Origin of the sequence: Ruania rhizosphaerae (assembly GCF_009805705.1) — a bacterium.
GTDB classification, from domain to species: Bacteria; Actinomycetota; Actinomycetes; order Actinomycetales; family Beutenbergiaceae; genus Ruania; species Ruania rhizosphaerae.
Map to the genome: position 1 here is coordinate 263,734 of NZ_VSMB01000003.1, position 24,267 is coordinate 288,000.

The 24,267-nt window shown below is 68.0% G+C and carries 23 protein-coding genes; 12 read left to right on the top strand and 11 right to left on the bottom strand.

What is annotated here, in order from left to right:
* The first annotated feature begins 26 nt into the window (after positions 1 to 26).
* Positions 27 to 2,549: a polysaccharide lyase family 8 super-sandwich domain-containing protein gene (locus FV560_RS06660; RefSeq protein ID WP_159620724.1), complete on the top strand. Its 2,523-nt coding sequence runs from the start codon at positions 27 to 29 to the stop codon at positions 2,547 to 2,549.
* Positions 2,550 to 2,614: 65 nt separating this feature from the next.
* Here the strand turns inward: FV560_RS06660 and FV560_RS06665 are convergent, their stop codons facing one another.
* Positions 2,615 to 3,505 carry a LysR family transcriptional regulator gene (locus tag FV560_RS06665; RefSeq protein ID WP_159620725.1) on the bottom strand — a complete coding sequence of 297 codons (891 nt, stop codon included), beginning with the start codon at positions 3,503 to 3,505 and terminating at the stop codon, positions 2,615 to 2,617.
* A 78-nt stretch (positions 3,506 to 3,583) separates the two neighbouring features.
* Here FV560_RS06665 and FV560_RS06670 point away from each other — a divergent pair, with 78 nt between their 5' ends.
* The 4 genes from FV560_RS06670 (at position 3,584) to FV560_RS06685 (ending at position 6,543) form a co-directional block, all read left to right on the top strand.
* Positions 3,584 to 4,657, top strand: coding sequence for a DMT family transporter (locus FV560_RS06670; RefSeq protein ID WP_159620726.1), 1,074 nt, complete (start codon positions 3,584 to 3,586; stop codon positions 4,655 to 4,657).
* A 158-nt stretch (positions 4,658 to 4,815) separates the two neighbouring features.
* The gene (locus FV560_RS06675) at positions 4,816 to 5,265 is read left to right on the top strand and encodes an SRPBCC domain-containing protein (RefSeq protein ID WP_159620727.1); all 450 of its coding nucleotides are present in this window, start codon (positions 4,816 to 4,818) and stop codon (positions 5,263 to 5,265) included.
* Entirely contained in the window at positions 5,262 to 5,600 is a 339-nt protein-coding gene (locus FV560_RS06680) for an ArsR/SmtB family transcription factor (RefSeq protein WP_159620728.1), read from the top strand. Before FV560_RS06675 ends, FV560_RS06680 begins: the two co-directional genes overlap by 4 nt.
* A 130-nt stretch (positions 5,601 to 5,730) precedes the next feature.
* On the top strand, positions 5,731 to 6,543 hold the full coding sequence (locus FV560_RS06685) for an SDR family NAD(P)-dependent oxidoreductase (protein ID WP_159620729.1): 813 nt from the start codon (positions 5,731 to 5,733) through the stop codon (positions 6,541 to 6,543).
* 187 nt (positions 6,544 to 6,730) lie between these two features.
* On the opposite strand, the gene glnA is transcribed toward FV560_RS06685, so the two are convergent.
* Positions 6,731 to 8,155: a type I glutamate--ammonia ligase gene (gene glnA / locus FV560_RS06690; protein ID WP_159620730.1), complete on the bottom strand. Its 1,425-nt coding sequence runs from the start codon at positions 8,153 to 8,155 to the stop codon at positions 6,731 to 6,733.
* Between the two features lie 177 nt (positions 8,156 to 8,332).
* Here glnA and FV560_RS06695 point away from each other — a divergent pair, with 177 nt between their 5' ends.
* Positions 8,333 to 8,686, top strand: coding sequence for an RDD family protein (locus FV560_RS06695; RefSeq protein WP_159620731.1), 354 nt, complete (start codon positions 8,333 to 8,335; stop codon positions 8,684 to 8,686).
* A gap of 65 nt (positions 8,687 to 8,751) precedes the next feature.
* Here the strand turns inward: FV560_RS06695 and FV560_RS06700 are convergent, their stop codons facing one another.
* The 3 genes from FV560_RS06700 to lipB form a co-directional block, all read right to left on the bottom strand.
* Complete coding sequence (locus tag FV560_RS06700) at positions 8,752 to 9,468, bottom strand: DUF4191 domain-containing protein (RefSeq protein ID WP_159620732.1); 717 nt, start codon at positions 9,466 to 9,468, stop codon at positions 8,752 to 8,754.
* Between the two features lie 131 nt (positions 9,469 to 9,599).
* Positions 9,600 to 10,601, bottom strand: a complete 1,002-nt coding sequence (lipA, locus tag FV560_RS06705) for a lipoyl synthase (protein WP_200837558.1) — start codon at positions 10,599 to 10,601, stop codon at positions 9,600 to 9,602.
* A gap of 34 nt (positions 10,602 to 10,635) precedes the next feature.
* Positions 10,636 to 11,340 (bottom strand): lipoyl(octanoyl) transferase LipB, encoded by a 705-nt coding sequence (lipB, locus tag FV560_RS06710; protein WP_159620734.1) that lies wholly within the window; start codon positions 11,338 to 11,340, stop codon positions 10,636 to 10,638.
* A 115-nt stretch (positions 11,341 to 11,455) separates the two neighbouring features.
* On the opposite strand from lipB, the gene FV560_RS06715 reads away from it, so the two are divergent.
* Positions 11,456 to 12,832: a protein kinase domain-containing protein gene (locus FV560_RS06715; protein ID WP_159620735.1), complete on the top strand. Its 1,377-nt coding sequence runs from the start codon at positions 11,456 to 11,458 to the stop codon at positions 12,830 to 12,832.
* Positions 12,833 to 12,906: 74 nt separating this feature from the next.
* Here the strand turns inward: FV560_RS06715 and FV560_RS06720 are convergent, their stop codons facing one another.
* The 4 genes from FV560_RS06720 to FV560_RS06735 form a co-directional block, all read right to left on the bottom strand.
* Entirely contained in the window at positions 12,907 to 13,821 is a 915-nt protein-coding gene (locus FV560_RS06720) for a TIGR01777 family oxidoreductase (protein ID WP_235019966.1), read from the bottom strand.
* Positions 13,822 to 13,914: 93 nt separating this feature from the next.
* Positions 13,915 to 15,723: a 2-oxoglutarate dehydrogenase, E2 component, dihydrolipoamide succinyltransferase gene (gene sucB, locus FV560_RS06725; protein ID WP_159620736.1), complete on the bottom strand. Its 1,809-nt coding sequence runs from the start codon at positions 15,721 to 15,723 to the stop codon at positions 13,915 to 13,917.
* Positions 15,724 to 15,755: 32 nt separating this feature from the next.
* Positions 15,756 to 17,153, bottom strand: a complete 1,398-nt coding sequence (lpdA, locus tag FV560_RS06730; protein ID WP_235019967.1) for a dihydrolipoyl dehydrogenase — start codon at positions 17,151 to 17,153, stop codon at positions 15,756 to 15,758.
* 115 nt (positions 17,154 to 17,268) lie between these two features.
* Complete coding sequence (locus FV560_RS06735) at positions 17,269 to 18,750, bottom strand: leucyl aminopeptidase (RefSeq protein ID WP_159620738.1); 1,482 nt, start codon at positions 18,748 to 18,750, stop codon at positions 17,269 to 17,271.
* 92 nt (positions 18,751 to 18,842) lie between these two features.
* Between FV560_RS06735 and FV560_RS06740 the strand changes: the two genes are divergently transcribed.
* From FV560_RS06740 to FV560_RS06750, 3 genes are read left to right on the top strand one after another with little or no spacing between them, the layout of a single operon-like run.
* Positions 18,843 to 19,205, top strand: a complete 363-nt coding sequence (locus tag FV560_RS06740) for a hypothetical protein (RefSeq protein WP_159620739.1) — start codon at positions 18,843 to 18,845, stop codon at positions 19,203 to 19,205.
* Positions 19,202 to 19,642, top strand: a complete 441-nt coding sequence (locus FV560_RS06745; protein WP_159620740.1) for a hypothetical protein — start codon at positions 19,202 to 19,204, stop codon at positions 19,640 to 19,642. The genes FV560_RS06740 and FV560_RS06745 overlap by 4 nt, the downstream gene beginning before the upstream one ends.
* Before the next feature lie 16 nt (positions 19,643 to 19,658).
* The gene (locus FV560_RS06750) at positions 19,659 to 20,681 is read left to right on the top strand and encodes a quinone-dependent dihydroorotate dehydrogenase (protein WP_159620741.1); all 1,023 of its coding nucleotides are present in this window, start codon (positions 19,659 to 19,661) and stop codon (positions 20,679 to 20,681) included.
* A gap of 117 nt (positions 20,682 to 20,798) precedes the next feature.
* Here the strand turns inward: FV560_RS06750 and FV560_RS06755 are convergent, their stop codons facing one another.
* Together FV560_RS06755 and FV560_RS06760 are read right to left on the bottom strand one after the other, a co-directional pair.
* Complete coding sequence (locus FV560_RS06755; protein WP_159620742.1) at positions 20,799 to 21,812, bottom strand: aldo/keto reductase family protein; 1,014 nt, start codon at positions 21,810 to 21,812, stop codon at positions 20,799 to 20,801.
* A gap of 45 nt (positions 21,813 to 21,857) precedes the next feature.
* Complete coding sequence (locus FV560_RS06760; protein ID WP_159620743.1) at positions 21,858 to 22,445, bottom strand: DUF3043 domain-containing protein; 588 nt, start codon at positions 22,443 to 22,445, stop codon at positions 21,858 to 21,860.
* A gap of 110 nt (positions 22,446 to 22,555) precedes the next feature.
* Here FV560_RS06760 and FV560_RS06765 point away from each other — a divergent pair, with 110 nt between their 5' ends.
* On the top strand, positions 22,556 to 23,686 hold the full coding sequence (locus tag FV560_RS06765; RefSeq protein ID WP_159620744.1) for a glycerate kinase: 1,131 nt from the start codon (positions 22,556 to 22,558) through the stop codon (positions 23,684 to 23,686).
* Positions 23,687 to 23,801: 115 nt separating this feature from the next.
* Complete coding sequence (erpA, locus tag FV560_RS06770; RefSeq protein WP_159620745.1) at positions 23,802 to 24,161, top strand: iron-sulfur cluster insertion protein ErpA; 360 nt, start codon at positions 23,802 to 23,804, stop codon at positions 24,159 to 24,161.
* Positions 24,162 to 24,267 lie beyond the last annotated feature (106 nt).

Here is a 24,267-nt window from a genome sequence, read left to right on the forward strand (position 1 = left end):
CTCGACCTACTCAGGGATCCGCACCGATGCAGCTCACCCGCCGTCACGTCCTGTCCATGATTCCCGCCGCAGGTCTGCTGACCGTCGGCGCCCCGCTGCTCGCACACGCCGAGACGCCCGCCAACCGCGACCGCCTGCTTGCCAACACAGTCGCGATGCTGGCCGGCACCGCCTCCTCGAACACGCGCCCCGAGGTGTCACCCAGAGTGGCGGCCATCGAATCCACGGCCCGGAGCCGGCTGGCGGACATGGCCGACGCCGGCGTCGGCGAGCTGTTCGCCGGCCGGCCGCTCGGCTCGAACGACACCAACCTGCGCCGCACCACCACCTCTCTCTACGAGATCGCCTTGGCGACTCGCACGCCAGGTTCTGGCCTGGTGGACGATGTCGCCATCCAACGCCAGGTGATCGACGGGCTCGCCTGGTTGCACGAGCACTACCTCGCCGATCATGACGCCGGCTACTACGGCAACTGGTTCAACTGGGAGATCGGATTCCCGACAGATGTGACCCGTGCCTTCGTGCTGCTCGCCGACGAGGTCGCCGCCCACCGGCCCGACTTGGTGGCCACCTACGTGACCACGATGGATGCCTACCTGCGCGCCGGCGTCGACGGTGACGTGGACCTCGACTCCCGTTTCCACACCGGCGCGAATCTCGCCGACATCACCACCAATCGGATCCTCCAGGGTGCGCTGATCGGTGACGAGGCGCGTATCACCAAGGCCATCGCAGACCAGGCCACGGTCTTCGCCACGATCGACCCGTACAACCTGCAGCACGGCGTGACCGACGGCTACTACGCGGACGGATCCTTCATCCAGCACCACTCGGTCGCGTACACGGGCTCCTACGGCAAGGGCCTGCTCACCCGGGTGGTGCAGACCGTCAAGATCCTCGACGGAGCGTCCCAGGCCAGCACCGCCGACCTGGTGGAGGTCGTCATCGGGTGGGTCCGGAACGGGTTCGCGCCGCTGATCTACGAGGGGTGGATGATGGAGGTGGTCAAGGGGCGTGCGGTGTCCCGGACCACCACCGGGTACACCGACGTTCGGGTGATCGCCGAGGCCATCGTGGATCTGTCCGGTTACGCACCCAGCGGTGATGCCCGCGAACTGGAGGCCTACGTCAAGCATCTCGACGGCGCCTCGCCCGAGAAGATCGACGCGAGCCGATTCGCTTCCCCCGTCAGTATCGCGCGGTTCGCGGAGATCGTCGGCGACGCCGAGATCGTGGCTGCCGACCTGAACGCGGACGAACGCAACGTCGCCTTCGATGCGATGGACCGGACGGTGCACCGCCGCCCCGGGTACGCCTTCGCCCTGGCGCGCAACTCGGACCGGATCAGCAAGTACGAGTACATGAATGGGGAGAACCTGCTGCCCTGGTTCCAGGGAGACGGTGCCTATTACCTCTATCTCGCCGGCCTGGACCAGTCGGAGTGTTACGGCGTCGACTACTACACGACCGTCTCGCCGTACCGCCTCGCGGGGGTGACCGCCCCGGTGGAGGAGCGCCGCAGCATTCCCGATCTCTACGGGGAGCGCTGGTACGAGAACCCGGACCACCCGCTCGAGTTCTACTCCTCCTCGGAATCCCAGAACACCTACGTCTACTTCCCACGCGGGACGAACGTTCATTCCGGCGGCGCCACGCTGGGCACGCTCGGCGCGGTCGGTATGGTGCTCTCCGACGACGTCGGCTACCGGGACAAACAGGAGGGCATCCTCCCGGAGGACTTCGTCGTCTACCAGAACGCGAGCGCCACCAAGTCCTGGTTCATGTTCGACGACGAGATCATCGCACTCGCGGCAGGGATCGACGGCCTCTCCGGGCGCGACGCTGTGACCACACTCGACTCCCGGATCGCCGGAAGCGGCGACGATGTCCAGATCACCGGCGCGCAGCGCGACGGCACCGCATGGTCGGGCACGGGAGAAGCACCCCTCGCCTGGGTGCGCTATCTCAACGCGACCCGCGGTGCCGCCGTCGGGTACGTCCTGCTGGACGATCAGGACGTGGACGTAACGCTCGACCGAGTCACGCGCAGTAGGCGGGCCATCCGGCTCTCCAACCCCAACACCCAGGTGACCAAGCAGGTATTCGGCCTCAGCGTGGAACACCCTGCCGGTGCCGGACCCGCATCGCTTGCCTATGCCCTGGTACCGAACGCCGACGACGACACGATGGCTGCATACCCAGGCGAGCTCTCCGTGATCCGCAACAATCCGCGCGTGCAAGCCGTCAAGCACACCGGCCTCGGGGTAGTGGCCGCGAACGTGTTCGCCGACGGCACCCAGCAGGCAGAGCGACTGTCGATCGACGGCCCCGCATCTGTCATCGCGCGACGGCGCGACGGGGTTGTCGAGCTCTCCGTCTCCGACCCGACGATGCACCGCGAGACGGTCTCCGTGACTGTCCGCGGCCGTCCGCTGACTCTGGAGTCGGCCGATGACGGCGTCACGGTCAGTCGCGTACCAGGCGGGACCATGGTCACCGCCGAGACGCATCACGCCTACGGCAAGAGCTTCACTGTCACGCTGACCTGACACCGTGGCCTGAGCCGAGAGGGCAGCCGCACTCGTGGCTCAGGCCTTATTCGCGCAGTTCCAGTCTATTCGCGAGGCACGGTGGCGGTGAGTTGTGCGATGAGCGCTTCGACGGGGCGCGGCGGGGTTCGGTCGCTGGTCAGCAGCAGGATGTCGCGATGCATCTCTGGGTCCAGTCTGCGGTAGACGACGCCTGGGGCTTCGGGCTGCGGCGTCGCAGTGGGAACGCAGGCGACGGCGAGGCCCGCTCGGACGAGCGCTAGCTGAGTATGGTGGTCGGCGACGAAATGCCGGATGTCGAGCTCGATACCGCTCATCCGGGCGATCTGCGTGAGTGATCGGTGTTCGTCGGAGCCACGGGCGCACGTGCACCAGATCTCTGTCGCCAGATCGGTGAGGTCGAGCTGCGTTCTCTCATGCAACCGATGGTGCTCGGGCAGGGCGATCCACGCGGACTCTCTGGCCAGTGGCCGGGCAGAGACTCCGGCGGGAAGTCTCACCGGCGACGGGCTCCAGGATTCGGCGAGCACCAGATCCAGGTGGCCATCGGCCAGTCGGTCGAGATGCCACGCCGTCTCGCCATCTTCGACGCGCAGCTCCACACGAGGGTGGAGGCGTTCGAACTCGGCCAGCTCCTCCGCGAGGGAGGTGCGGAGGATGGAGGCGAGCGCGCCAATGCAGATGCGGCCGACCAGTTCATCGCCCTGATGCAGATCGTTCTCGGCCCGCACCATCAGCGCTGCGACCTGCGCGGCGTAGCCGGCCAGGACCCGCCCCTCACGCGTGAGCCGGACACCACGCCCGTCGGGAGCGACCACGCGGATGCCCGCTTCGGCGTCGATCCGGCGCAGCTGCTGCGACACTGCCGGGCCGGTCATATGCAACAGCTCTGCTGCTCGCGTCACCGAACCGGTACGGGCGACCGCATCCAGGACGCGTAGTCGATTCCAGTCCATATTCATACGCCAGGCTTATCACTATCAAGTAGATAAGAGAAGTAGTGCTAATTGGTATCGGGTGCATACCGTCCAGTCATGGAGACCCGTGAACCCGCCTGTTCCGATCATGCTCGCTCTCGGCTGCTCGCATCGTCGTCGGTGCTCGCCGGAGCTCTGTGCCTGTCGGTGTCGGCGATCCTGGTGAAACTCGCGGGCGTGGATGCTGCGACCACCGCGATGCTGCGCTGCGCGATCGCCGTCGTCGTGCTCGTGCCCCTGGCGCTGGGCGAGCGCGCTCGGCGTGGCCGATTGTCGTGGCGTGGTGTCGGCGGGGCAATCGCGGCCGGGGTCGCGCTGGGGGTCGATTACGCGGCCTGGACCGCGGCGATCTATGAGGTCGGCGCGGGCATCAGCACCGTGCTGATCAACGTGCAGGTGATCGTGCTGCCATTGCTCGCGCTCGTCGTCGACCGGGAACGAGTCACGGTGCGATTCCTCTGGGCGCTGCCGTTGATGCTGCTCGGGATCAGCTTGGTCGGTGGCCTTTGGGGCACCGCCACTCCACGCGGACAAGCCGTCACCGGCACGCTCCTGGGGCTACTGGCCGGGCTCGGATACGGGATCTACCTGTTCCTCACTCGTCGCGCCACCAAGCGGGAACCGGGGCGCATGATCCAGCCGCTGGCATGGGCGACCGCCTCAGCCGCCGGGACAACTATGATCATCGCTCTCGTCTCCGGCGGACTCCGTCTGGCGGGCATCAGTGCTCGCTCCTGGGTGCTGCTGGTCGTCCTCGCGGTGCTCGGGCAGGTCGTCGCATGGCTGCTGATCCACCACGGCAGCATTCGACTCGAACCTGTCACGACCGCAGCACTGCTCCTGATCCAGCCGGTGCTCGCGCTCGGCCTCTCCGCCATCACCCTCGCCGAGCATCCGACGCCGCTCCAACTCCTTGGAGCGGTCATCGTCGTCATCGCCGTCGCCCTAGCGAACGGACTCCTGAGCAGGCTCAGGAACGTCAGAGACCACGGTTCTCGGCCGACCCGACCCGGCGGCGTCAGTCCCGGCGCTGAACACACCGGAGCTTCACGCCGCTACCCAGGAGGACAGGACCCCGCAGACCGCAGGACGTGCGAGTCCCCGGACCCACAAAGATCCGGGGGAGTCTGACCACAGTTGAAACGCAGGACGCCTCCCACCGGAGTTGCGGGCCCGGTAGTGCGGCGCCAGGCGATCGAGGGAACCGTCTTCGCGCAACAAAGGGTTGCGCACCGTCGCGATGCCTTCTACAGTTATGCGCAACCAAAGGTTGCTTAGTGGAGGTTGTCGTGGAATTCGGAACGTTGGAGCGTGAGATCCGCATCGAGGCGGCACCGGAGATCGTGTTCGATGTGGTGAGTCGTCCCGAGCACATCAAGATGTGGTGGCCCGACGACGCATCGTTCGACCCGGTGCCCGGTGAGATGGGCGAACTGGTCTGGGGTGACCGCGACAAGGTGGCCCCGATCAAGGTGGTCGATGTCGATCCGCCCCGGAGGTTCGCGTTCCGATGGGTCGCTCCCGATGGTCAGGATCCTGACGCGGACAACTCACTCCTGGTCACGATCGAACTCGAACCGTCCGGTGACGGCACGATCCTGCGGCTGACCGAGACCGGCTGGCGGGAGAAGGGCTGGGAAGCCGCGGTGCTCGAGGAGGCGTTCCACGATCACGAGCGCGGCTGGGACTTGTTCCTGCCCAGACTGCGGAACTACGCACCGTCGGTGGTGCCGCGGTGACCGCGATCGTGGACGACGAGCTCTGGTCGGCGATCGGCGACCCGACCCGTCGTCGGCTGCTTGATCTGTTGCTCGTGGACGGAGTCGGTACGCCGACCAGCCTCAGTGACCGTCTCCCGATCTCGCGCCAAGCGGTTGCCAAGCACCTGGGCGTCCTGGATCGTGCCGGCCTCGTGCAAGCGACCTCGATGGGGCGTGAGCGCCGGTACGAGCTCGACGCGGGGCAGTTCGCCCGTGCGGTGCGGCAACTGAACGCCGTCGGCGAGACCTGGGATTCCCGGCTCAACCGGATCAAGCGCCTCGCGGAACAGATCCAGCGGCAGCAGGAGGGCTGACCACCAGTTGCCGGAGGGGATCCGGCAAGTCTCCTCAGCCGCATGTCGACATCGGTCGACATGCGTCGACATGCGGACGTGCGGTCGACCGCACCCACTCGAAACACCACTCACCTACCGGAGGACATGCATGAACGGGAAGCTGCTCGCGAACAAGAACGCTGTGATCTACGGTGGTGGGGGCGCCATCGGCGGCACCATCGCACGGACATTCGCCCGGGAAGGCGCAAGAGTCTTCCTCGCCGGTCGAACGCAGCCGAAGCTCGACGCCGTGGCCCGTGACATCGCCGCCACTGGCGCAACCGTCGAGACCGCGCAACTCGATGCATTCGATGAGGAAGCCATCAACGAGCACGCCGATGCTGTCGCGAGGGCGGCCGGCGGCATCGACATCGCTCTCAACGCGGTGAGCGTGATCCACGACCAGGGAACGATGCTGGCGGACCTCTCGCTGGAGGAGTTCATGCGGCCGGTCAATGCCTTCCTGCGGACGCTGTTCCTCACCAGCAAGGCGGTGTCCCGCCATATGGGGCACGAGCGTCCCGGTGTGATCCTGAACCTGTCCGAGCCCGGCGCCAAGTTGGCCGTGGGCGGCATCCTGGGGCACGGCGTCAGCGCGGCGGGCAAGGAGGCCTTCTCGCGGCTCCTGGCCGCGGAGTTGGCATCCAGCAACATCAGGGTCGTCACCATCCGTCCCCACGCCGTCGTCGATGCGCCGGCAGCGGGCTCCTACACCACGGACCTGTTCAAGCAATCCGCAGCAGCGGCCGGGCTGTCCTCGGTCCAGGAGTTCCTCGAGGTCGGGCTGGCGCAGAGCACGCTCTTGCAACGGCTGCCCACCCTCGCCGAGGTCGCCGAGACCGCAGCATTCCTGGCCTCCGACCGCGCTGGTGCGATGACCGGAACTGTCGCCAACCTGTCGGCGGGTGCACTCGTCGACTGAGCCTGCACCTTGTGCCCGGACACAACTGGTGCCGGATCGCAACGGCGACGGTGCGATCGACCTGGGCGGGGGAGCACTGAGGCAGAGCAACGAGAAACGGCCCCTGACGCTGGAGGACGTCGAAAGACGTTCTCCCAGGCCAGGGGCCGTTCTCGACCATTACTGACAGAGGGTGCGAACCCTCAGATCACAGGTCGTAGTACAACTCGAACTCGTGCGGGTGCGGCCGCAGACGCACCGCGTCGACCTCGTTGGTGCGCTTGTAGTCGATCCACGTCTCGATGAGGTCCGGCGTGAACACGTCACCCTCGGTGAGGTAGTCGTGATCGGCCTCGAGAGCGTCGAGCACGCCCGTGAGGGAGTCCGGCACCTGTGCGATCTGTGCGTGCTCCTCCGGCGGGAGCTCGTAGAGGTCCTTGTCGACCGGCTCCGGCGGCTCGATACGGTTCTTGATGCCGTCGATCCCGGCCATCAGCATCGCGGAGAACGCCAGGTACGGGTTCGACGAGGGATCCGGCACGCGGAACTCCACGCGCTTGGCCTTCGGCGAGGTTCCGGTGACCGGAATGCGGATGCAGGCAGAACGGTTCCGGGCCGAGTAGACGAGGTTGACCGGAGCCTCGAAGCCCGGCACCAGACGGTGGAAGGAGTTCAGCGACGGGTTCGTGAACGCCAGCAGCGACGGAGCGTGCGCGAGCAGACCGCCGATGTACCAGCGTGCGAGGTCCGAGAGTCCGCCGTAGCCGCGCTCGTCATAGAACAGCGGCTCGCCGTTCTTCCACAGCGACTGGTGGGAGTGCATGCCCGAACCGTTGTCGCCGAAGAGCGGCTTCGGCATGAAGGTGGCGGACTTTCCGGCCTCCCAGGCCACGTTCTTGATGATGTACTTGAACTTCATCAGATCGTCGGCGGCCGAGCGCAGGGTGTTGAACTTGTAGTTGATCTCCTGCTGACCGGCGGTGCCCACCTCGTGGTGCGCCCGCTCGACCTCGAGCCCGACCTCTTGCAGCTGCGTCACCATCGCATCGCGCAGATCAGCGAACTGGTCGTTGGGGGAGACGGGGAAGTAGCCGCCCTTGTACCGGGTCTTGTACCCCAGGTTGCCGCCTTCTTCCTCACGGCCGGTGTTCCAGGCAGCCTCGTTGGAGTCGATGTAGTAGAACGACGAGTGCTGCGTTGTCTGGAATCGCACGTCATCGAAGACGTAGAACTCAGCCTCCGGGCCGAAGAACACGGTGTCGGCGATACCGGTCGAGGCGAGGTAGGCCTCGGCCTTGGCGGCGATGTTGCGGGGGTCGCGCGAGTACGGCTCATCCGTGAACGGGTCGACGATGGAGAAGTTCACCACCAACGTCTTCTGCTTGCGGAACGGGTCGATGAATGCGCTGGTCACGTCCGGCACGAGCTTCATGTCGGATTCGTGGATCGCCTGGAAACCGCGGATCGACGAGCCGTCGAACATCAGGCCGTCCTTGAAAGCGTCCTCGTTGAACGCTTCCACCGGGATGTTGAAGTGCTGCATCACCCCCGGCAGGTCGCAAAAGCGGACGTCAACGAACTTGACGTCCTGCTCCTTGGTGAAGGCGATGGCCTCCTCGGCACTACTGAACATCCATTGCTCCTTGATGGTGGGACACTCGTCCGGTCAACGCCATCACGGTAGGCGGCGGGCGTTTCTCCACCATGACCGCAATGTGTCGGCCATGTTAAAGGGTACGGCCTCAGTGCTGCGGGACAGTCCTGCATCTGGACGACCGCGTGGACGACGCAGCCCACGTACGCTGACCCGGTGACCACTGCGGACCAACCACGCGAGACCCACTGGGGCCGGAGAGTCGGTGCCCTCGCGATCGACTGGCTGATCGCCTCGGCGATCAGTGCAGGCTTCTTCGACTACCACCCGTTGGCGACTGTCGGGGTCTTCGCCGCCATGACGTTCCTCCTGGTGGGAACGCTGGGATCTTCCATCGGCCACCGACTCCTCGGCCTGCGGGTGCGGGCAGGCAGTGGAGACCCGGCGGGTCCGTTGCGGGCGCTGGTGCGTACGGTGCTGCTGTGCCTGGTGATCCCGGCCGTGGTCACCGGACCGGACGGCCGGGCAGTGCACGACCGGGCGGCTGGAACGATCATCAGCAGGAACTGATCAGTCGGAGCTCCTGCGATCTTGATGCGTTCTCCGCTGGGACCGGGGTCGCCTCTGACGAGGCGTCAGCGTCCGCGCATGCCCTTGCGATCGGGCCGCGCCCGGCGCGGGTCGACACCCTTCGGGATGGGCAGGGCGTTGGAACGCAGCGCCCGGAGGCGCTTGGAGACCTCAGCGACCTCGTTGCGCGTCAGGGTCGCCTTCTGGCGCCGCACCTTGTTCGCGATCTTGGTCAGCGGGATCTGACCCTCGCCGCTGCCGCACTGCACCAGGATGATCGGGACATTCGGGATCACCCGGGAGACCCGCTTGCGCTCAGCTTCGAGCAACTTCGGCACACGGTGGGCCGGGCCCTCGGAGATCAGCACCACACCGGGTCGTCCGACGGCGCGGAACACCATGTCCTGCGTGCGCGGGTCGACCGCCACCGGCTCCTCCTGAATGTTCCAGCCTCGCCGGATGGTGCCGAGCGCCGCCGAGACGGCCCCTGGCTCACCCTCGATGCGCGCGTAGGCCACGGTCTCGGCACGGCGGGCCAGTATGAACATCGCCGCCAGCGCACCGAACGGTACCGACAGCAGGGAGAAGTAGAGGACCTGGTCGAAGAGCAGGCCGGCGGCCACACCCACGGCCACCACGCCGACGAACACCAGCAGCAGCCAGAGCACGATCAAGGGCTGAGCACGCCGGACCATCTGGAAGACTTCCCAGATCTGGTGATACCAGCGCTTCTTCTTGGGCTTCTTTGTCGCGTCCGCGTCCGCTGAGGTGTTCTTGGCCATGATGCCTGACAGCCTACCGGCCGTAGCGCCCGCTCCCGGCCGGACCACGACGGCGTCTATCGCCTGATGCCCTGACCACCTGGGCCGTGACCTGGGGTGGTGAGGGTCGCCGTCGCCGGGGGAGTGGACCCTCAGCGGTCGAGCAAGGAGGCGGCCTCCTGGCGGGCGCTGCCCGGCTCGGTCAGGTGAGCCAACGCCTCCGGCACCTGCTCGCCGCGACGAGCCTTCGCCTGCGCCCACAGCCGGCCGGCGCGGTACGAGGAGCGCACCAGCGGCCCGGCCATGACGCCGGCGAATCCGATCCGTTCGGCCTCCTCGGACAACTGGACGAACTCTTCCGGGCGAACCCACCGGTCCACCGGGTGGTGCCGTGGACTCGGGCGCAGGTACTGGGTGATGGTCACCAGATCGCAACCTGCGTCGTGCAGGTCCTGCAGGGCGTCGGCAGCCTCGTCCAAGGTCTCACCCATGCCGAGGATGAGATTGGACTTGGTGACCAGGCCGTCCTCGCGGGCGGCCGTGAGCACGCTCAGCGAGCGTTCGTAGCGGAATCCGGGGCGGATCCGTTTGAAGATGCGTGGCACCGTCTCCAGATTGTGGGCCAGCACCTCGGGCCGGGAGGAGAACACCTCGGCCAGTTGCCCGGGTTCGGCATTGAAGTCCGGGATGAGCAGCTCGACGCCCGTACCCGGATTGACCTGGTGGATCTGGCGGACAGTCTCGGCGTAGAGCCAGGCTCCGCCGTCGGCGAGATCGTCGCGCGCCACACCGGTGACCGTCGAATAGCGCAGACCCATGGCCTGGACCGACGCCGCCACGCGGCGAGGTTCGTCGGCGTCGAAGGCGGCGGGCTTGCCGGTATCGATCTGGCAGAAGTCGCAGCGCCGGGTGCACTGGTCACCCCCGATGAGGAACGTCGCCTCACGGTCCTCCCAGCATTCGAAGATGTTCGGGCAGCCGGCCTCCTGGCACACCGTGTGCAGGCCCTCGCGTTTCACGAGCGACTGCAACTCGGTGTACTCGGGACCCATGATCGCGCGGGTCTTGATCCACGACGGCTTCTTCTCGATGGGGACGGCGGCGTTGCGTGCCTCCACGCGGAGCATTCGTCGTCCTTCCGGGGCGATCGCCACCGGTTCTCCCTTCCTCGCCTGTGATCTGGTCAGCCTATGCGTGCACGGCCTCGCTGGGCTCCGCCACGTGTGCGTCACCCTCACCCGCGCCGACGCGGGGGCGATCCTGCAGTGGCGCCAGTCGGCGCCGCAGGTTCGGTTCGAGCACGTCCCCGCACGCAGCGACGCTCAACGGCGACCCGGTCAGCTCGGTGATGGACGTCACCCCCGCATCGGTGATCCCGCACGGGACGATCGAGCCGTACGCGCTCAGATCCGGGCAGACGTTGAGTGCGACGCCGTGCATGCTCACGCCCCGGGCGACCCGCACCCCGATAGCAGCGACCTTGCGATCCTGCTCCCCGTCCTCGCCCAGCACCCACACACCCGACCGGCCCTCGACGCGATCGCCACGGACCCCCCACTGCGTGAGCGAATCGATGACCGCCTGCTCCAGGGCTCGCACGTAGGCCACGACATCGATCGGCGCGGCAAGTCGCACGATCGGATAGACGACAAGCTGTCCCGGTCCATGCCAGGTGATCCGGCCGCCACGATCGACATCCACGACCTCGACGTCGGGGCCAGGGCGGTCCCAGGAAGCGGTCCGGCGCCCAGCCGTGTAGACCGGCTCGTGCTCGAGGAGGATCAACTCATCCTCGCCACCGCCGACCACGTTCTCGTGAACATCGCGCTGGTACTGCCACGCCTCACGGTAGGGGATGAGCCGCGTTCCCAGATCCCACCGGTAGGTGTGCATGCAGACCACTGTAGGCGTGTCGTCGGTGCTGTTGCGTCACGGCGGGCTGCCGTCCGGAATATGACCTGTGGATAACTTCTGCACGATCGGGCGTCGTCATGATGTGCTGCCCCCCATGGTCAAGCACGTGAAGGTGCCCGGGTACGACGTGACAGGGCTGGCGGGCGCTGGTGGCCACGAGGGGCTCTGGAAGGCCGAGGACGCCGCCGGCCGGATGGTCGTGCTCCGGGTGATACAACCCTCCTGCGCCGCAGAGCGTAGCCGGCTCCGGAGGCGATGGGAGGCATTGCGCCGGCTTCCGGAGGGAGGGGTGGCACGGGCGGTGGCGTCCGTCGACATGCCGCACGGTGATGTCGCCCTCGCCTCGGAGTATGTCGACGGGCCCACCGTGGGCACGCTGCGGACCGCCCGTGATGGCTTGACGGCGCCGGAGTGTCTCAGCCTGGCAGCCCGGCTCCTGCGTACCCTGGCCGGGCTGCACGCAGCCGGCATCGTGCACGGGGACATCGCGCCGTCGAACGTGCTGCTAGCGCCCACGTGTGGCAGCCAGCACCGGCCTCATCCCACACTGCCGGACGGCGACCGATCAGCTCCCGTTGACGGGGCCCACCCCGTTCTCGTCGATGTCTGTGCGCTTCCGGAACGGGAGCGCGGCACTCCTGGGTTCCGAGCGCCCGAGGTCAGCGGCGGGGCGCCGCCCGGGGCTCCGGCCGATGTGTACGGGGCAGCGGCCGTGGCTGTGCACGCGGCTGCCGAAGGCGAACGATCGCAGGTGCTGGACGTCCTGGCCGACCTGCTCGTGGAAGATCCGGCACAGCGACCCGTCGCACAGGATGCGGCCGACCGGTTGCGGAGTTACGACACGCCGATCCAGCCGGCCGAGCCGAGGATCCTCGCGGCCGCGACGTTGCGCAACCACGCTGCCCGTACCGCTACGGCGCTTGCTCCCACCCATCGCAGGCGTGTCGCTCGTCATCGCCGACGGCGATGGCGGCCAGTTCTGACGATCGCGGCAGCGATCGTGCTCCTGACCGCTGTGGTGATGGCCGAACTGCACACCGGTCCCGGACCACTGCCTCGAACAGGTCCCCGGCCGGCGATGGTCCGCGAACAGGATCTGATAGCTCGGGTGGTGGAACTGACCGCACTGCGGGACGAGGCCCTACAGGCGCGCGACCATGACCTGTTGGCGACCCTGACAGTGCCCGGATCCGACGCCGCCGCGGCGGATGCGGCACTGCTGGCTGCTCTGCACGAGGCGGACGTGGAGATCGACGGCCTGACGAGCACAGCGTCTGGAATCGAGATCCTCGACGTGGGACCGGACGGGGCGCGAGCACAGATGATGCTGGCGCAGACCACCCACGAACGTCACGGACCTGACGGCACGCTCTCGATCATCGAGCCGGTGGAGGGCCGCTGCACTGCGGTGGAGATGGGACTGGTCGAGCACGACTGGCGGGTGGCGACAGTGCAGGCGTGCGCGAGATAGGGATGCCTGAACAGCCGCCGGCCGGCGCCCGCCCGCCGGCGCCCGCCCGCCGCCGTCCAGCGATCTCGGTGAGCTCAGGCGCGGTCCCGATCAGCGGCTGAGATCAGGTGTTCGGCTGCCGGCGCGAGCTCGGGCCATGCGAAGGTGTAGCCGGAGTCCTCCAGCGCGCGCGGAACCACGCGCTGCGAGGCGGTGAGTTCAGTGGCGAACTCGCCCAACGCGATCCGGAGGGCAAACGTCGGCACCGGAAGTACCGATGGTCGATGTGCTGCCGTGGCTAGCGCGGCGATGACGTGACGGTTGCGCTGAGGTTGCGGACCGACGATGTTCACGGGCCCGGCCACATCCGTCCTGAACAGCAGATGCGCCGTCGCGCCGAGCACATCCTCCTGGGTGATCCATGGCCACCACTGCCGACCTGAGCCGAGCGGACCGGCCAAGCCGAGGCGGATCAGCGGCAGCATCCGCGCCAGTGCGCCACCGGTCGGATCGAGCACGATTCCCGTGCGAAGGTGCACCACCCGGTGGCCGGCCGCGCGTGCCGGTTCGGCGGCGTGCTCCCAGGCGCGGCACACTCCGGCGAGAAAGCCGTCACCAGCCGGTACCTGTTCTGTGAGTTCCTCGTCGCCGCGATCACCGTAATAGCCGACGGCAGAAGCGTTGACCAGCGTGATGCGACTTTCCTCGAAAGCGCCGATCCGCGAGGCGAGCAGTGCCGTGGACGCTACCCGGGAACTGAGGATCGCTTGCTTGCGAGCTCGTGTCCAGCGCTTGTCGCCCACTCCGGCGCCAGCGAGATTGACGACGTGGGTGACGTCCTCAAGGGCGGACAACTCGAGCCGGCCGGCCGCAGGGTCCCAGCTGAGCTCATCCGGTGCGAGGCTCGACCGGCGAACCAGGCGGCGCACCTCGTGGCCCTGCGAACGGAGCCGCTCGGTCAGCGACGAGCCAAGGAAACCGGAGGATCCGGCCATGAGAACGACTGCCACGTTGCCTCCCTGTGCGGAGATAGATGCAGGGTACCCGCGGCCGTGACCGCGGGCACCCTGATCAGTGGTTCAGCAGTGGTGCAGGTGCACCGGTCACAACCCGAGCGCCGCCTCGAACTTGCCCTCTTCGAGGCGAGTCTTCATGGCCGTGAGGAAGCGTGCGGCGTCGGCCCCGTCGACCAGCCGGTGATCGTAGGAGAGCGCCAGATACACCATCGAGCGGATCGCGATCACCTCGGCGCCGTCGGCGTCGGCCACGACGACCGGACGCTTGACAATGGTGCCCACACCCAGGATGCCCACCTGCGGCTGCAGGAGGATCGGGGTGTCGAACAGGGCTCCGCCAGATCCGGTGTTGGTGATGGTGAATGTGCCACCGCCCAGCTCGTCCGGTGTGGCCTTGTTGGCCCGCGTGCGGGACGCCAGGTCGGAGATCTTGCGCGCGATACCGGCGATGTTCAGATCCCCGGCGTCCTTGATGACGGGCACCACCAGGCCCCGCTCGGTGTCGACGGCGATCCCGACGTTCTCGCTGCCGTGATAGACGACCTCGTCACCGTCGATGCTCGCATTGAGCTTCGGGAACTGCTTGAGCGCTTCGGTCGCGGCGAGGGTGAAGAACGGCAGGAAGGTCAGCTTCACACCCTCGCGGGATGCGAACTCCTCCTTGGCGCGCGCACGCAGTCGCGCCACCTTGGTGACGTCCACCTCGACGACCGTGGTGAGCTGTGCTGACGTCTGCAGCGACTCCACCATGCGCTGGGCGACGATCTTGCGCAGCCGGGACATCTTCTCGGTCGTCCCCCGCAACGGGGAGACCTCGACGGCCGGAGCCGACGACGTCGAAGGTGCAGCGGGCGCCGCGTCGGCGGGCGCCGGAGCAGCCGCCTTCTCCGCGGCATCGAGGACGTCCTGCTTACGTACGCGACCGCCGACGCCGGTGCCCGAGACGCTGCTCAGGTCCACGCCCTTGTCCGCCGCCAGCTTGCGCACCAGCGGGGTGACGTAGGGAAGCGTCGAGGATGAGTCACCGGACTCGCCGGCTGCCGGGGCGGCGGGCTTCTCCTGCGGCTTCTCCTGGGGCTGCGGGGCGGGCGCCGGCGCTGATTCCGGTGCTGCCGGCTTCTCGGGGGCAGGCTTCTCCTCCGATGCAGGCTGAGCTGCCGGTTCCGGCTTCTCCTCCTTCTCGGTGGACTCCGCCTTCTCCGCGGAGGTGGCAGGCGCGGAACCCGAACCCACGTAGGCGAGCGTGCCACCCACCTCGACGGTCTCGTCCTCGGAGACCAGCACCTCGAGCACCGTACCCGCGACGGGGGAAGGGACTTCGGTGTCGACCTTGTCGGTGGAGACCTCGAGCAGAGGTTCGTCCACCTCCACCGTGTCACCCACGGACTTCAGCCACTGGGTGACCGTGCCTTCGGTGACACTCTCACCGAGGGCGGGCAGCGTGACTGCAGTCCGGTCGCCGGAGTCGTCGCTGGACGCTGCAGCCGGCGTGGACTGGGGTTCGGGTGCGGACTCCTCGGCCGGGCTCGCCTCAGCGGATTCCTGCGGTGCTGGTGCCTGCTCGTCCGGAGCGCTCTGTGCGGGCTCCTCGGCAGGCTCCTGCGCAGCCTCCGCGGCCGATGACTCCTCGGCGGCGCCGGTGGACCCATCGCCGCCCTCACCGGAACCGATCACGGCGAGGTCGGCACCCACCTCGACCGTCTCGTCCTCATCGACCAGGATCTTCTCAAGGACACCGGCGACAGGGGAGGGAACTTCGGTGTCGACCTTATCGGTGGAGACCTCGAGCAGGGGCTCGTCCACCTCCACCGTGTCACCCACGGACTTCAGCCACTGGGTGACTGTGCCTTCGGTGACACTCTCACCGAGGGCGGGCATCTGTACGGATTGGGACATGGCCTCTTCAGTCTCCTTCTCGAAGGGTCTTCTCACGAGTGAGCGTGCAACGGCTGACCGGCCAGGGCCAGTGCGGCCTCGCCCAGCGCCTCGTTCTGTGTGGGGTGTGCGTGAATGAACGGGGTGATGTCTTGAGGGTATGCCTCCCAGCCAACCCAGAGTTGTGCCTCGCCGATCTGCTCCCCCACGCGGCTTCCGAGCAGGTGCACACCGACGATCGGTCCTCCAGTCTGCCGTACCAGCTTCACCATTCCGGACGTACCCAGGATCTGGCTCTTCCCGTTCCCGGTGAGGGGATACTCGACAGTCTCGACGCCATCTGCGCCGAACCGCTCCCTGGCGGCGGGCTCGGTCAGGCCGACCGATGCGACCTCCGGGTCGCTGTAGGTCACCCGCGGGATCTGCTCATCCGGTAGGGGTAGCGGATGCTGGCCCGCGATTCGTTCGGCGACTGCGATCCCGTGCCCGAAGCCGCGATGCGCGAGCTGAGGGCCCCGGACGAGATCGCCGACGGCGTAGATGGATCCGATGCCGGTGTGCAGCTGCGGGTCCGTCCGGATCCAGCCCTCGTCGAGTTCGACTCCGACCTCGGCCAGACCCAGATCCTCGGTCACGGGCCGGCGGCCCACCGCCACTAGCACGACGTCGGCGTCAAGAACCTCACCGTCGGCCAGACGAACCGTGACCTCGTCGCCGGAGTCATCGGCAGAGCGAACCTGCGCATCGGTTCGCAGGTGGATGCCCCGGTTGCGCAACGCCCGCATCAGACCCGCCGAGATCGTCGGGTCCTCTCCGGGCAGAAGCCGGTCCAGCGCCTCCACGATGGTCACCTCTGCACCGAGCGAACGCCACAGACTGGCGAACTCCACGCCGATCACGCCACCACCGACCACCACGGCCCGGCGGGGGATCTCGGTGCGACGCAGTGCCTCGTCGGAGGTGAGGATCCGCTCACTGCGTTCAAAGGCCGCGGGCAGGCGGCTACGGGAACCGGTGGCGAGCACGAGGTGGCGGCCGATGACGTCGCTCGTGACGCCGTCGGGAGCCGTGACGCGGACCGTATCCGATGCACTCAGGCGCCCGTGGCCACGGACCACCTCGATCCCGCTGGCCCGGATCAGCCCCTGCAGGCCACGGTGCAGACGGCCCACGATCCGGTCGGAGTGCTCGAGCAGTGCGACCGGATCGACCCCGTCGAACGTCAGCCGTAGGCCGATCCTGGCCGCCTCCCGCACCTGATCGGCGACCTCGGCCGCGTGCAACATCGCCTTGGTCGGGATGCACCCGCGGTGCAGGCAGGTACCACCCAATTCGTCTCGCTCCACCAGTGCCACCGTGAGGCCGAGCTGGGCAGAGCGGAGCGCTGCGGCATAGCCGCCGCTGCCGGCGCCCAGGACGACGACGTCCCACGGCTTCTGCGATGTGGTCACGTCCACCTCCTCGTCGCCGACAGCCCCACCGGGACCGGGGGCGGTGGGCACGTCCATCTTGGCACTGACGGCCCCTGGCCCCAACCGGAGCGTGCGGACGCGGATGTGGGGCTCCTCACGCGCTGGCGGCGGTGAGGAGCTCCACGAGCGTTCGCACACCCACTCCCGTTCCGCCCTTGGGGACGTAGTGACGTGGCGAGGAGTCGTTGAAAGCAGGGCCGGCGATGTCGAGATGCGCCCAGGGCGTCTCGCCCACGAACTCCTGCAGGAACAGGCCGGCGACCAGCATGCCGCCGTAGCGTTCGCCCATGTTCGCGATGTCGGCCATCGGGGTGTTCATGGAGGCGCGCAGTTCCTCCGGCAACGGCATGGGCCAGAACTGCTCGCCGGCCCGGTCAGCAGCGCTCAGTACCTGCTCGCGCACGTCGTCATTGCCCATCACGGCACTGACCTGGTTGCCGAGAGCGACCATCTGCGCTCCGGTGAGGGTGGCGATGTCGATGACGGCGTCGGGCCCTTCCTCGGTCGCCGCGACGAGCGCATCGGCCATGACCAAGCGCCCTTCGGCATCGGTGTTGAGCACCTCGACAGTCTTCCCGCCACGGATCGTGATCACGTCGGAGGGGCGCTGTGCCGACCCCGAGGGCATGTTCTCGGCCAGTGCCAACCATCCGGTGACGGCGATGGGTAGCCCCAAGCGAGCTACGGCGAGCACCGTATGAAGGACAGCAGCTGCACCCGCCATGTCGTTCTTCATCGCCTCCATGCCTTTGGCAGGCTTGAGCGAGAGACCTCCGGAGTCGAAGGTGATGCCCTTGCCCACGAGCGCGACATGCCGGCGCGTACGAGACGGACGATATTCCAGGCGTACCAGTCTGGGGCCGCGGGCTGAGCCCTTGCCCACCCCGAGCAGGCCGCCATAGCCACCGTCGGAGAGCGCCCTCTCGTCGAGCACGCTGACCTTCACCTTCGTGCCCTTGGCAAGGTCGCGCGCCCGGGCGGCGAATGACTCCGGGTAGAGGACATTGGGGGAGAGGTTGACCAGGTCCCGGGTGCCGTGCACGGCCTCGGCGACAGTGCGGGCGCGGTCGAGGGCGGCGCGTGCGGCCTTGCCGCTGGACGAGGCGACGAACTGGATCTCCAGGGCGGCGGGCTGAGCGTCCCGGGTGTTCGCCATCCGATAGCAGCCGAGCAGCGCGCCCTCGGCGACCGCCTGCAGGTCGCCAGTATCAGCGACCGGGAGCGCGATGCTCACCCGGGTCGATCCGCCGAGCTCCGCCAGGGCTGCACCGGCAGCCCGGCGCAGCCGCTCGCGTGCGACCTGATCGTCTGGCGCCGGCGCTCCGGTTCCCGTGAGGACGAGAAGATCTGCCCTCACTTCACCGCCCGCCGGGATCTTCGTCACCTCACCCGCACGGCCCGTCACGCCGAGAAGCGTGATCGCCCGTTCGAGCGAACTGCGGGTCGTTCGGCTCAGGGCCTGCGCCCCCTCGATCCGGGGCTTGCCGTCCTCGTCGGCAACGCCCACGACGAGGACGTCGGTGCTCAGTCGTTCCGGGTTCTTGCTGGTGAGTGTCAGATCCGTCACGCCATGCATCGTATGCGAGGCCTGGACCGGTGCGGGCGCTGACCGGTCCGTCCATCGGTCGGAATCGGCGCTCACCAGCACGGACGGACTACCCTGCACCCGTGTCCATCGTCATCGCCGTACTTGTCGGTGCAGCTGTGCTGCTCGGACTGTGGGCCGCGGTGCGAACCGTGCGCGACGAGGCGGTGATCCTGCGTCAGCTCCTCGTTGGCGCCGGGATCGAGTTCGCGATCGTGGTGCAGATGGTGATCGCCGCAGTGCTGATCGCGCGCGGCCATACCGTGGATGGAGTGTTGTTGTGGGGGTACCTGATCACGACGGCGCTGCTGCTTCCGGCGGCCGCCGTCGTCGCGGTCGCGGAGCGGTCGCGGTGGAGCTCGGTGGTACTCATCGCGGCCTGTCTGACTCTGATCGCCCTGCAACTGCGGGTGAATCAGATCTGGGCGACAGGAGGTACAGGGTGAGCCAGCAGTCCGAGACCACCGGCGCCGAGGACACCCGCCGGCCGGCCTACGGTGCGGGGCGGGTGCTGATCTTCGCCTATGGGATCTTCGCGATCTCAGCCACTGCTCGGGCTGCCGTGCAGCTGATCCGCGACGCCGCCGAAGCGCCCCTGGCCTACACGCTCTCGGCAGTCGCGGCCGTGGTGTATCTCGGGGCGACCGTCGCCATGGCTCACAATGGGCGCCGGATGCGGCGCGTCGCGTGGGTGACGGTGTCGTTCGAACTTGCCGGAGTTCTGGCGGTCGGGACGTTGAGCCTGATCCGCCCAGACCTGTTTCCGCATGCCAGTGTCTGGTCCCATTTCGGGGCCGGCTACGGGTATGTCCCTGCCGTGCTGCCGCTTCTCGGACTGTTCTGGATGTGGCGGTCCTCACCGGCGCGGATCGCTCACGGCTGACCACTAGGGTGAGGTTGTGGCCAGTCCTTACAGCGTGCTCTTCTCGCAGGTGTTCACCCGGATCGAGCCCGAGGCAGCTCATCGAGTGGCCAGTGTGCTGATCCGGTGCGCCGGCGCCGTCGGACCGCTGCGGGAGACGTTGCGTGCCACGATCGGCAGACCTGGTCGGGCGCCGTCGCGGAAGGTGTTCGGGCGAGAGATCGGTGGTGTGCTCGGGGCAGCGGCCGGCTTCGACAAGAACGCCACCATGGCCGCCGGCCTCGACGCCCTCGGGTTCGCATTCGTCGAAGTCGGAACCGTCACTGCGCATGCACAGCCCGGAAACCCGCCGCCGCGACTGTTCCGGTTGGTGAGTGAGCGAGCACTGGTGAACCGGATGGGTTTCAACAACGCCGGTGCCCATGCGGCGGCCCGGCGGCTGGCGCGTGTGCGACGGACCGCCCACGGTCGTCGCATGGTCATCGGTGCCAATATCGGCAAGTCGAAGGTCACGCCGGCCCGGGATGCGGTCGCTGACTACGTCACCAGCGCGCGGGCGCTGGCGCCGTACGTCGACTACGTGGTGGTGAACGTGTCCTCACCGAACACCCCGGGGCTGCGCGACCTGCAGCAGACCGAGGCTCTACGTCCCATCCTCGCGTCGGTGCGTGACGCGGCTGTCGCAGCAGCAGCGCGGGAAGTTCCGGTCCTGGTCAAGATCGCGCCGGACCTGGCCGACGCGGACGTGGACGCGGTCGCCCGGCTCGCGGTCGAGTTGCAGCTGGCCGGGGTCGTCGCCGTGAACACGACGATCGACCACGACCACGGCGCCGGCGGGATGTCCGGACCACCGTTGCGTTCCCGCGGACTGGAAGTCGTCGGCCGGGTGCGGGCCATACTCGGGCCAGAACCGGTGGTGATCGGTGTGGGGGGCATCTCCAACCCAGCAGATGTGGCTGATTACCTGCACGCAGGAGCGACTCTGGTGCAGGCGTACACCAGCTTCATCTACTCCGGCCCTGGCTGGCCGGGCCATGTCAACCGGCAGGCCCCGGTCTGAGGCGGGTCCCACAGCACGGCCCGGGGCAGCGGCCTGGGAAGGGGCGGGGGCAGGTCCGACCCATGGACGGGACAGACCTGCCCAGGAGCGAGCCCGCTCGTGGACCCGCATCACTGTTCAGCAGAGGCGCTCCTTCGGCGAGGACTTCTCCGTCTGCCGCGGATCGCGGACCACGCTGTCGGCGAGGATCTCATCGATCCGCCTCATCAGCTCCGCCGGGATCCGCACGCCGGCGGCCGCGACGTTCTCAGCCACCTGCTCGGGCCGGGAGGCACCGATGAGAGCGGCGGCGACATTGTCGTTCTGCAGCACCCAGGCGACAGCGAGCTGAGCCATGGTCAGGTCCAGGTCCTGCGCCACAGGGCGCAAGTCCTGGACCCGGCGCAAGAGGTCCTCGCGTTCGAGCAGTCCCTCGATCATCTTCGCGCCGCCCTTGGTGTCGGCCGCGCGTGACCCGTCGGGCGCTGACTGGCCGGGCAGATACTTGCCGGTCAGGACGCCCTGTGCCACCGGCGACCACACGATCTGGGAGATGCCCAGCTCGGACGAGGTGGGGACCACCTCGTCCTCGATCACACGCCAGACCATGGAGTACTGCGGCTGACTGGAGATCAGACTGATCCCGAGCTCCTTCGCCAACGCGTGTCCGGCGCGCAGTTGGTCGGCAGTCCACTCACTGACTCCGATATACAGCGCCTTCCCGGCACGGACGACGTCGGCGAATGCCTGCATCGTCTCTTCCAGCGGCGTGGCGTAGTCGTACCGGTGCGCTTGGTACAGGTCGACGTAGTCAGTACCCAGGCGCCGCAATGAGCCGTTGATCGACTCCATGATGTGCTTGCGGGACAGGCCGGTGTCGTTCGGGCCCATGGGACCGGTGGGGAAGTAGACCTTGGTGAAGATCTCCAGGCTCTCGCGGCGTTCGTGCGCGAGTGCCGCGCCCAGAACCTCCTCCGCCTTGGTGTTGGCGTAGACGTCGGCGGTGTCGAAGGAGGTGATCCCGGCGTCGAGTGCCGCTCGCACGCAGGCAGTGGCGGTGTCGTTCTCCACCTGCGAGCCGTGCGTGATCCAGTTGCCGTAGGTGATCTCGCTGATCTTCAGGCCGGAACGGCCGAGGTGTCGGAAGTGCATGGCTCGATCCTATGCTTCCCGAGCGTGCCAACCGCGGGTGCGGCCTCAGGACGGGAACTCGCCCCGCTTGATCTGCGGCTTCGGAAGGCGCGTGCGGCGCAGTTGGAAGGCACGCATGATCACGTAGAGGATCACGCCGCGGCCCACTCGCTCCTGACCGTACTTGGCGCGGACCTTCCGACGCAGGCGGACGGCGAGGATGATCGCGTCGGCCAGGGCGATGAAGACGATGATGTAGAGCGAGTAGAACGCGAGCAGGGCGACGTTCCCGAGAGCAGGGATGAAGCTGGCACCGAGCATGATGAGCACGATCAGGGCCGCGATCGGGAGAAAGAGCTCGCCCAGGTTCCAGCGCGCGTCGACGTAGTCGCGCAAGAACCGGCGCACCGGACCTCGGTGCTGGGCAGGCATGTGCTGGTCATCGCCGGTGACCATCGCCTGGTTCATACGTTCGCGTGCCTCGGCGTACTTCGCGCGCTGCTCCCGCCGTGCGGCCTTGCGATCGGTCGGGACGAGTGGACGCTTGTTGCGTGCCTCGGCGTCACGTCGGCGTGGTGTGGGACGCCCCTTTCCGGCAGGGGTCTCGTCCTCGACCGTGGGCGTGAGGTCCTCATTCTTCTTGCGTCCGAACACATCGGCAGCCTAGTCGAGGTCGTCCGGTCTTCCGGACCGCGCAGGTGCGCCCGGCTCCGTGCGGTGCCTGACAGACTGGGGGAGTGCGTGTACTCATCTGCCCTGGCCGCATGGGCCTGGTCTCCGCCGTCGACGCGACGCGAGGGCTGGCGCACGCCTGGGTTGAGGCCGGCCACGACGTCGTGGAACGCCCGATGAGCGATGGTGCGGCCGAGCTCGTCGAGTCGGTGCGCCATGCTCGTGGCGGTGAGCTCGTGCCGGTGGTCGTGCGGGCGGGCGTGTCGGACCCGGACGAGCAGGTGCCGGCCGCGCTACTGCATGTCCCCGGCCGCGCGGGAGGCACGGCGTATGTGGAGACGAGCGCTGCGCTGGGCTGGGACGAGGCAGGAACCCGAGCGGCGGCGCGGCTCGTGCGTGAGGGGACGACCGAGCCGGTGGCGGACCTGGTGGTGGCAGCCATGGAGACGGGGGCGGCGCGTGTGGTCGTGGGCCTGGGCGAGTCCGCGGTGCACGACGGAGGCATCGGGCTGCTGCGCCGGCTGGGGGTGCTGCTCGGGGTGCCCGGGGGCCTCGCCGCTGTCGAGACATTGCGCCAACGGCTCAGGCACGTGCAGATCGACGTCGCCGCGGCCACCGACCGGCCGCTGCTGGGGTTGCACGGGGCGGGCGCGGCGCTGGCGCAGTTCCCCGGAGTAGGGCCCGCCGTCGCACAGGAAGCCGAACGTCGTGTCGGCGAAGTCGTCGACCAGGTGCTCAGCCGCTCACGGCCTGATGGCGGGTCCGCACCCACCCTCACCTCTCGCCCCCGGCCGGTGGTGCGGCCCACCCGCGATCCAGGTACCGGGGCCGGGGGTGGTGCCGCATTCGCCCTTGCCGTACTCGGCGGTCGGATCCTGCCCGGCGCGGAAGTGGTGGCAGCCGAAGCCGCGTTGCCCGAGCTCGCGGGCGAGGCCGACCTGGTGGTGACGGGCTGCACCACACTCGACGGCACCGCGATGCACACCGGGGTGGTCGCTGCCGCCGGGCAGGCTGCCATGGCCCATGGTGTTCCGGTCGTGGCGGTAGGGGAGCAGGTGCAGGTGAGCCGGCGTGACGGCGCCCGCGTGGGAGTCAGCGCGACCTATCCGATTCGAGATGCTCCCGCACGAGGCCTCGGTGGCCAGCCGGCTCCACCCCCGGCAGACCCGTGGGATGACATTGTGAGACGTGGGGAACGGATCCGACGTACGTGGGCGCTGTGACGTACCCTGGAGAGGGAGCGACCTGCTCGTCGTGCCGGAGGAATACCGGGGGCACGACAGGCGTTGCTCCGGCAGCAGGCCGGGCGACCGGCGCGCACGACTTTCGGAGAGACATATGACGCAGACCACCCCCACCACGGAAGCGCTCGAGCACGAGGTCGTCCTGACCGACGTCGCCGCTACCAAGGTGAAGACCTTGCTCGAGCAAGAAGGACGCGACGACCTGCGCCTGCGGGTGGCCGTCCAGCCCGGCGGATGTTCGGGGCTGATCTATCAGCTCTACTTCGACGAGCGCCACCTCGACGGCGATGCGGTACGCGACTTCGAGGGCGTCGAGGTGATCGTGGACAAGATGAGCGTTCCCTACCTCGCCGGCGCCACGATCGACTTCGCTGACACCATCGAGAAGCAGGGTTTCACGATCGACAACCCGAACGCCGGCGGGTCCTGCGCCTGCGGCGACTCGTTCCACTGACCCTTCCGCCGATCACGCGAAACGGCCGCGCAACCCTCCCGAGGGCAGCGCGGCCGTTTCGCGTGAGAGTGCGCGCGCCGCATCCGGTCGAGCCTCCGGCCGTGCG

What these genes read in the sequence shown, in the direction of transcription:
- FV560_RS06670 (WP_159620726.1), top strand. Translation starts at nt 3,584, where the DNA reads ATGGAGACCCGTGAACCCGCCTGTTCCGATCATGCTCGCTCTCGGCTG.
- FV560_RS06715 (WP_159620735.1), top strand. Translation starts at nt 11,456, where the DNA reads ATGGTCAAGCACGTGAAGGTGCCCGGGTACGACGTGACAGGGCTGGCG.
- FV560_RS06660 (WP_159620724.1), top strand. Translation starts at nt 27, where the DNA reads ATGCAGCTCACCCGCCGTCACGTCCTGTCCATGATTCCCGCCGCAGGT.
- glnA (WP_159620730.1), bottom strand. Translation starts at nt 8,155, where the DNA reads ATGTTCAGTAGTGCCGAGGAGGCCATCGCCTTCACCAAGGAGCAGGAC.
- FV560_RS06735 (WP_159620738.1), bottom strand. Translation starts at nt 18,750, where the DNA reads ATGCATGGCGTGACGGATCTGACACTCACCAGCAAGAACCCGGAACGA.
- erpA (WP_159620745.1), top strand. Translation starts at nt 23,802, where the DNA reads ATGACGCAGACCACCCCCACCACGGAAGCGCTCGAGCACGAGGTCGTC.
- FV560_RS06700 (WP_159620732.1), bottom strand. Translation starts at nt 9,468, where the DNA reads ATGGCCAAGAACACCTCAGCGGACGCGGACGCGACAAAGAAGCCCAAG.
- sucB (WP_159620736.1), bottom strand. Translation starts at nt 15,723, where the DNA reads ATGTCCCAATCCGTACAGATGCCCGCCCTCGGTGAGAGTGTCACCGAA.
- lipB (WP_159620734.1), bottom strand. Translation starts at nt 11,340, where the DNA reads ATGCACACCTACCGGTGGGATCTGGGAACGCGGCTCATCCCCTACCGT.
- FV560_RS06765 (WP_159620744.1), top strand. Translation starts at nt 22,556, where the DNA reads ATGGGCCTGGTCTCCGCCGTCGACGCGACGCGAGGGCTGGCGCACGCC.
- FV560_RS06685 (WP_159620729.1), top strand. Translation starts at nt 5,731, where the DNA reads ATGAACGGGAAGCTGCTCGCGAACAAGAACGCTGTGATCTACGGTGGT.
- FV560_RS06755 (WP_159620742.1), bottom strand. Translation starts at nt 21,812, where the DNA reads ATGCACTTCCGACACCTCGGCCGTTCCGGCCTGAAGATCAGCGAGATC.
- FV560_RS06665 (WP_159620725.1), bottom strand. Translation starts at nt 3,505, where the DNA reads ATGGACTGGAATCGACTACGCGTCCTGGATGCGGTCGCCCGTACCGGT.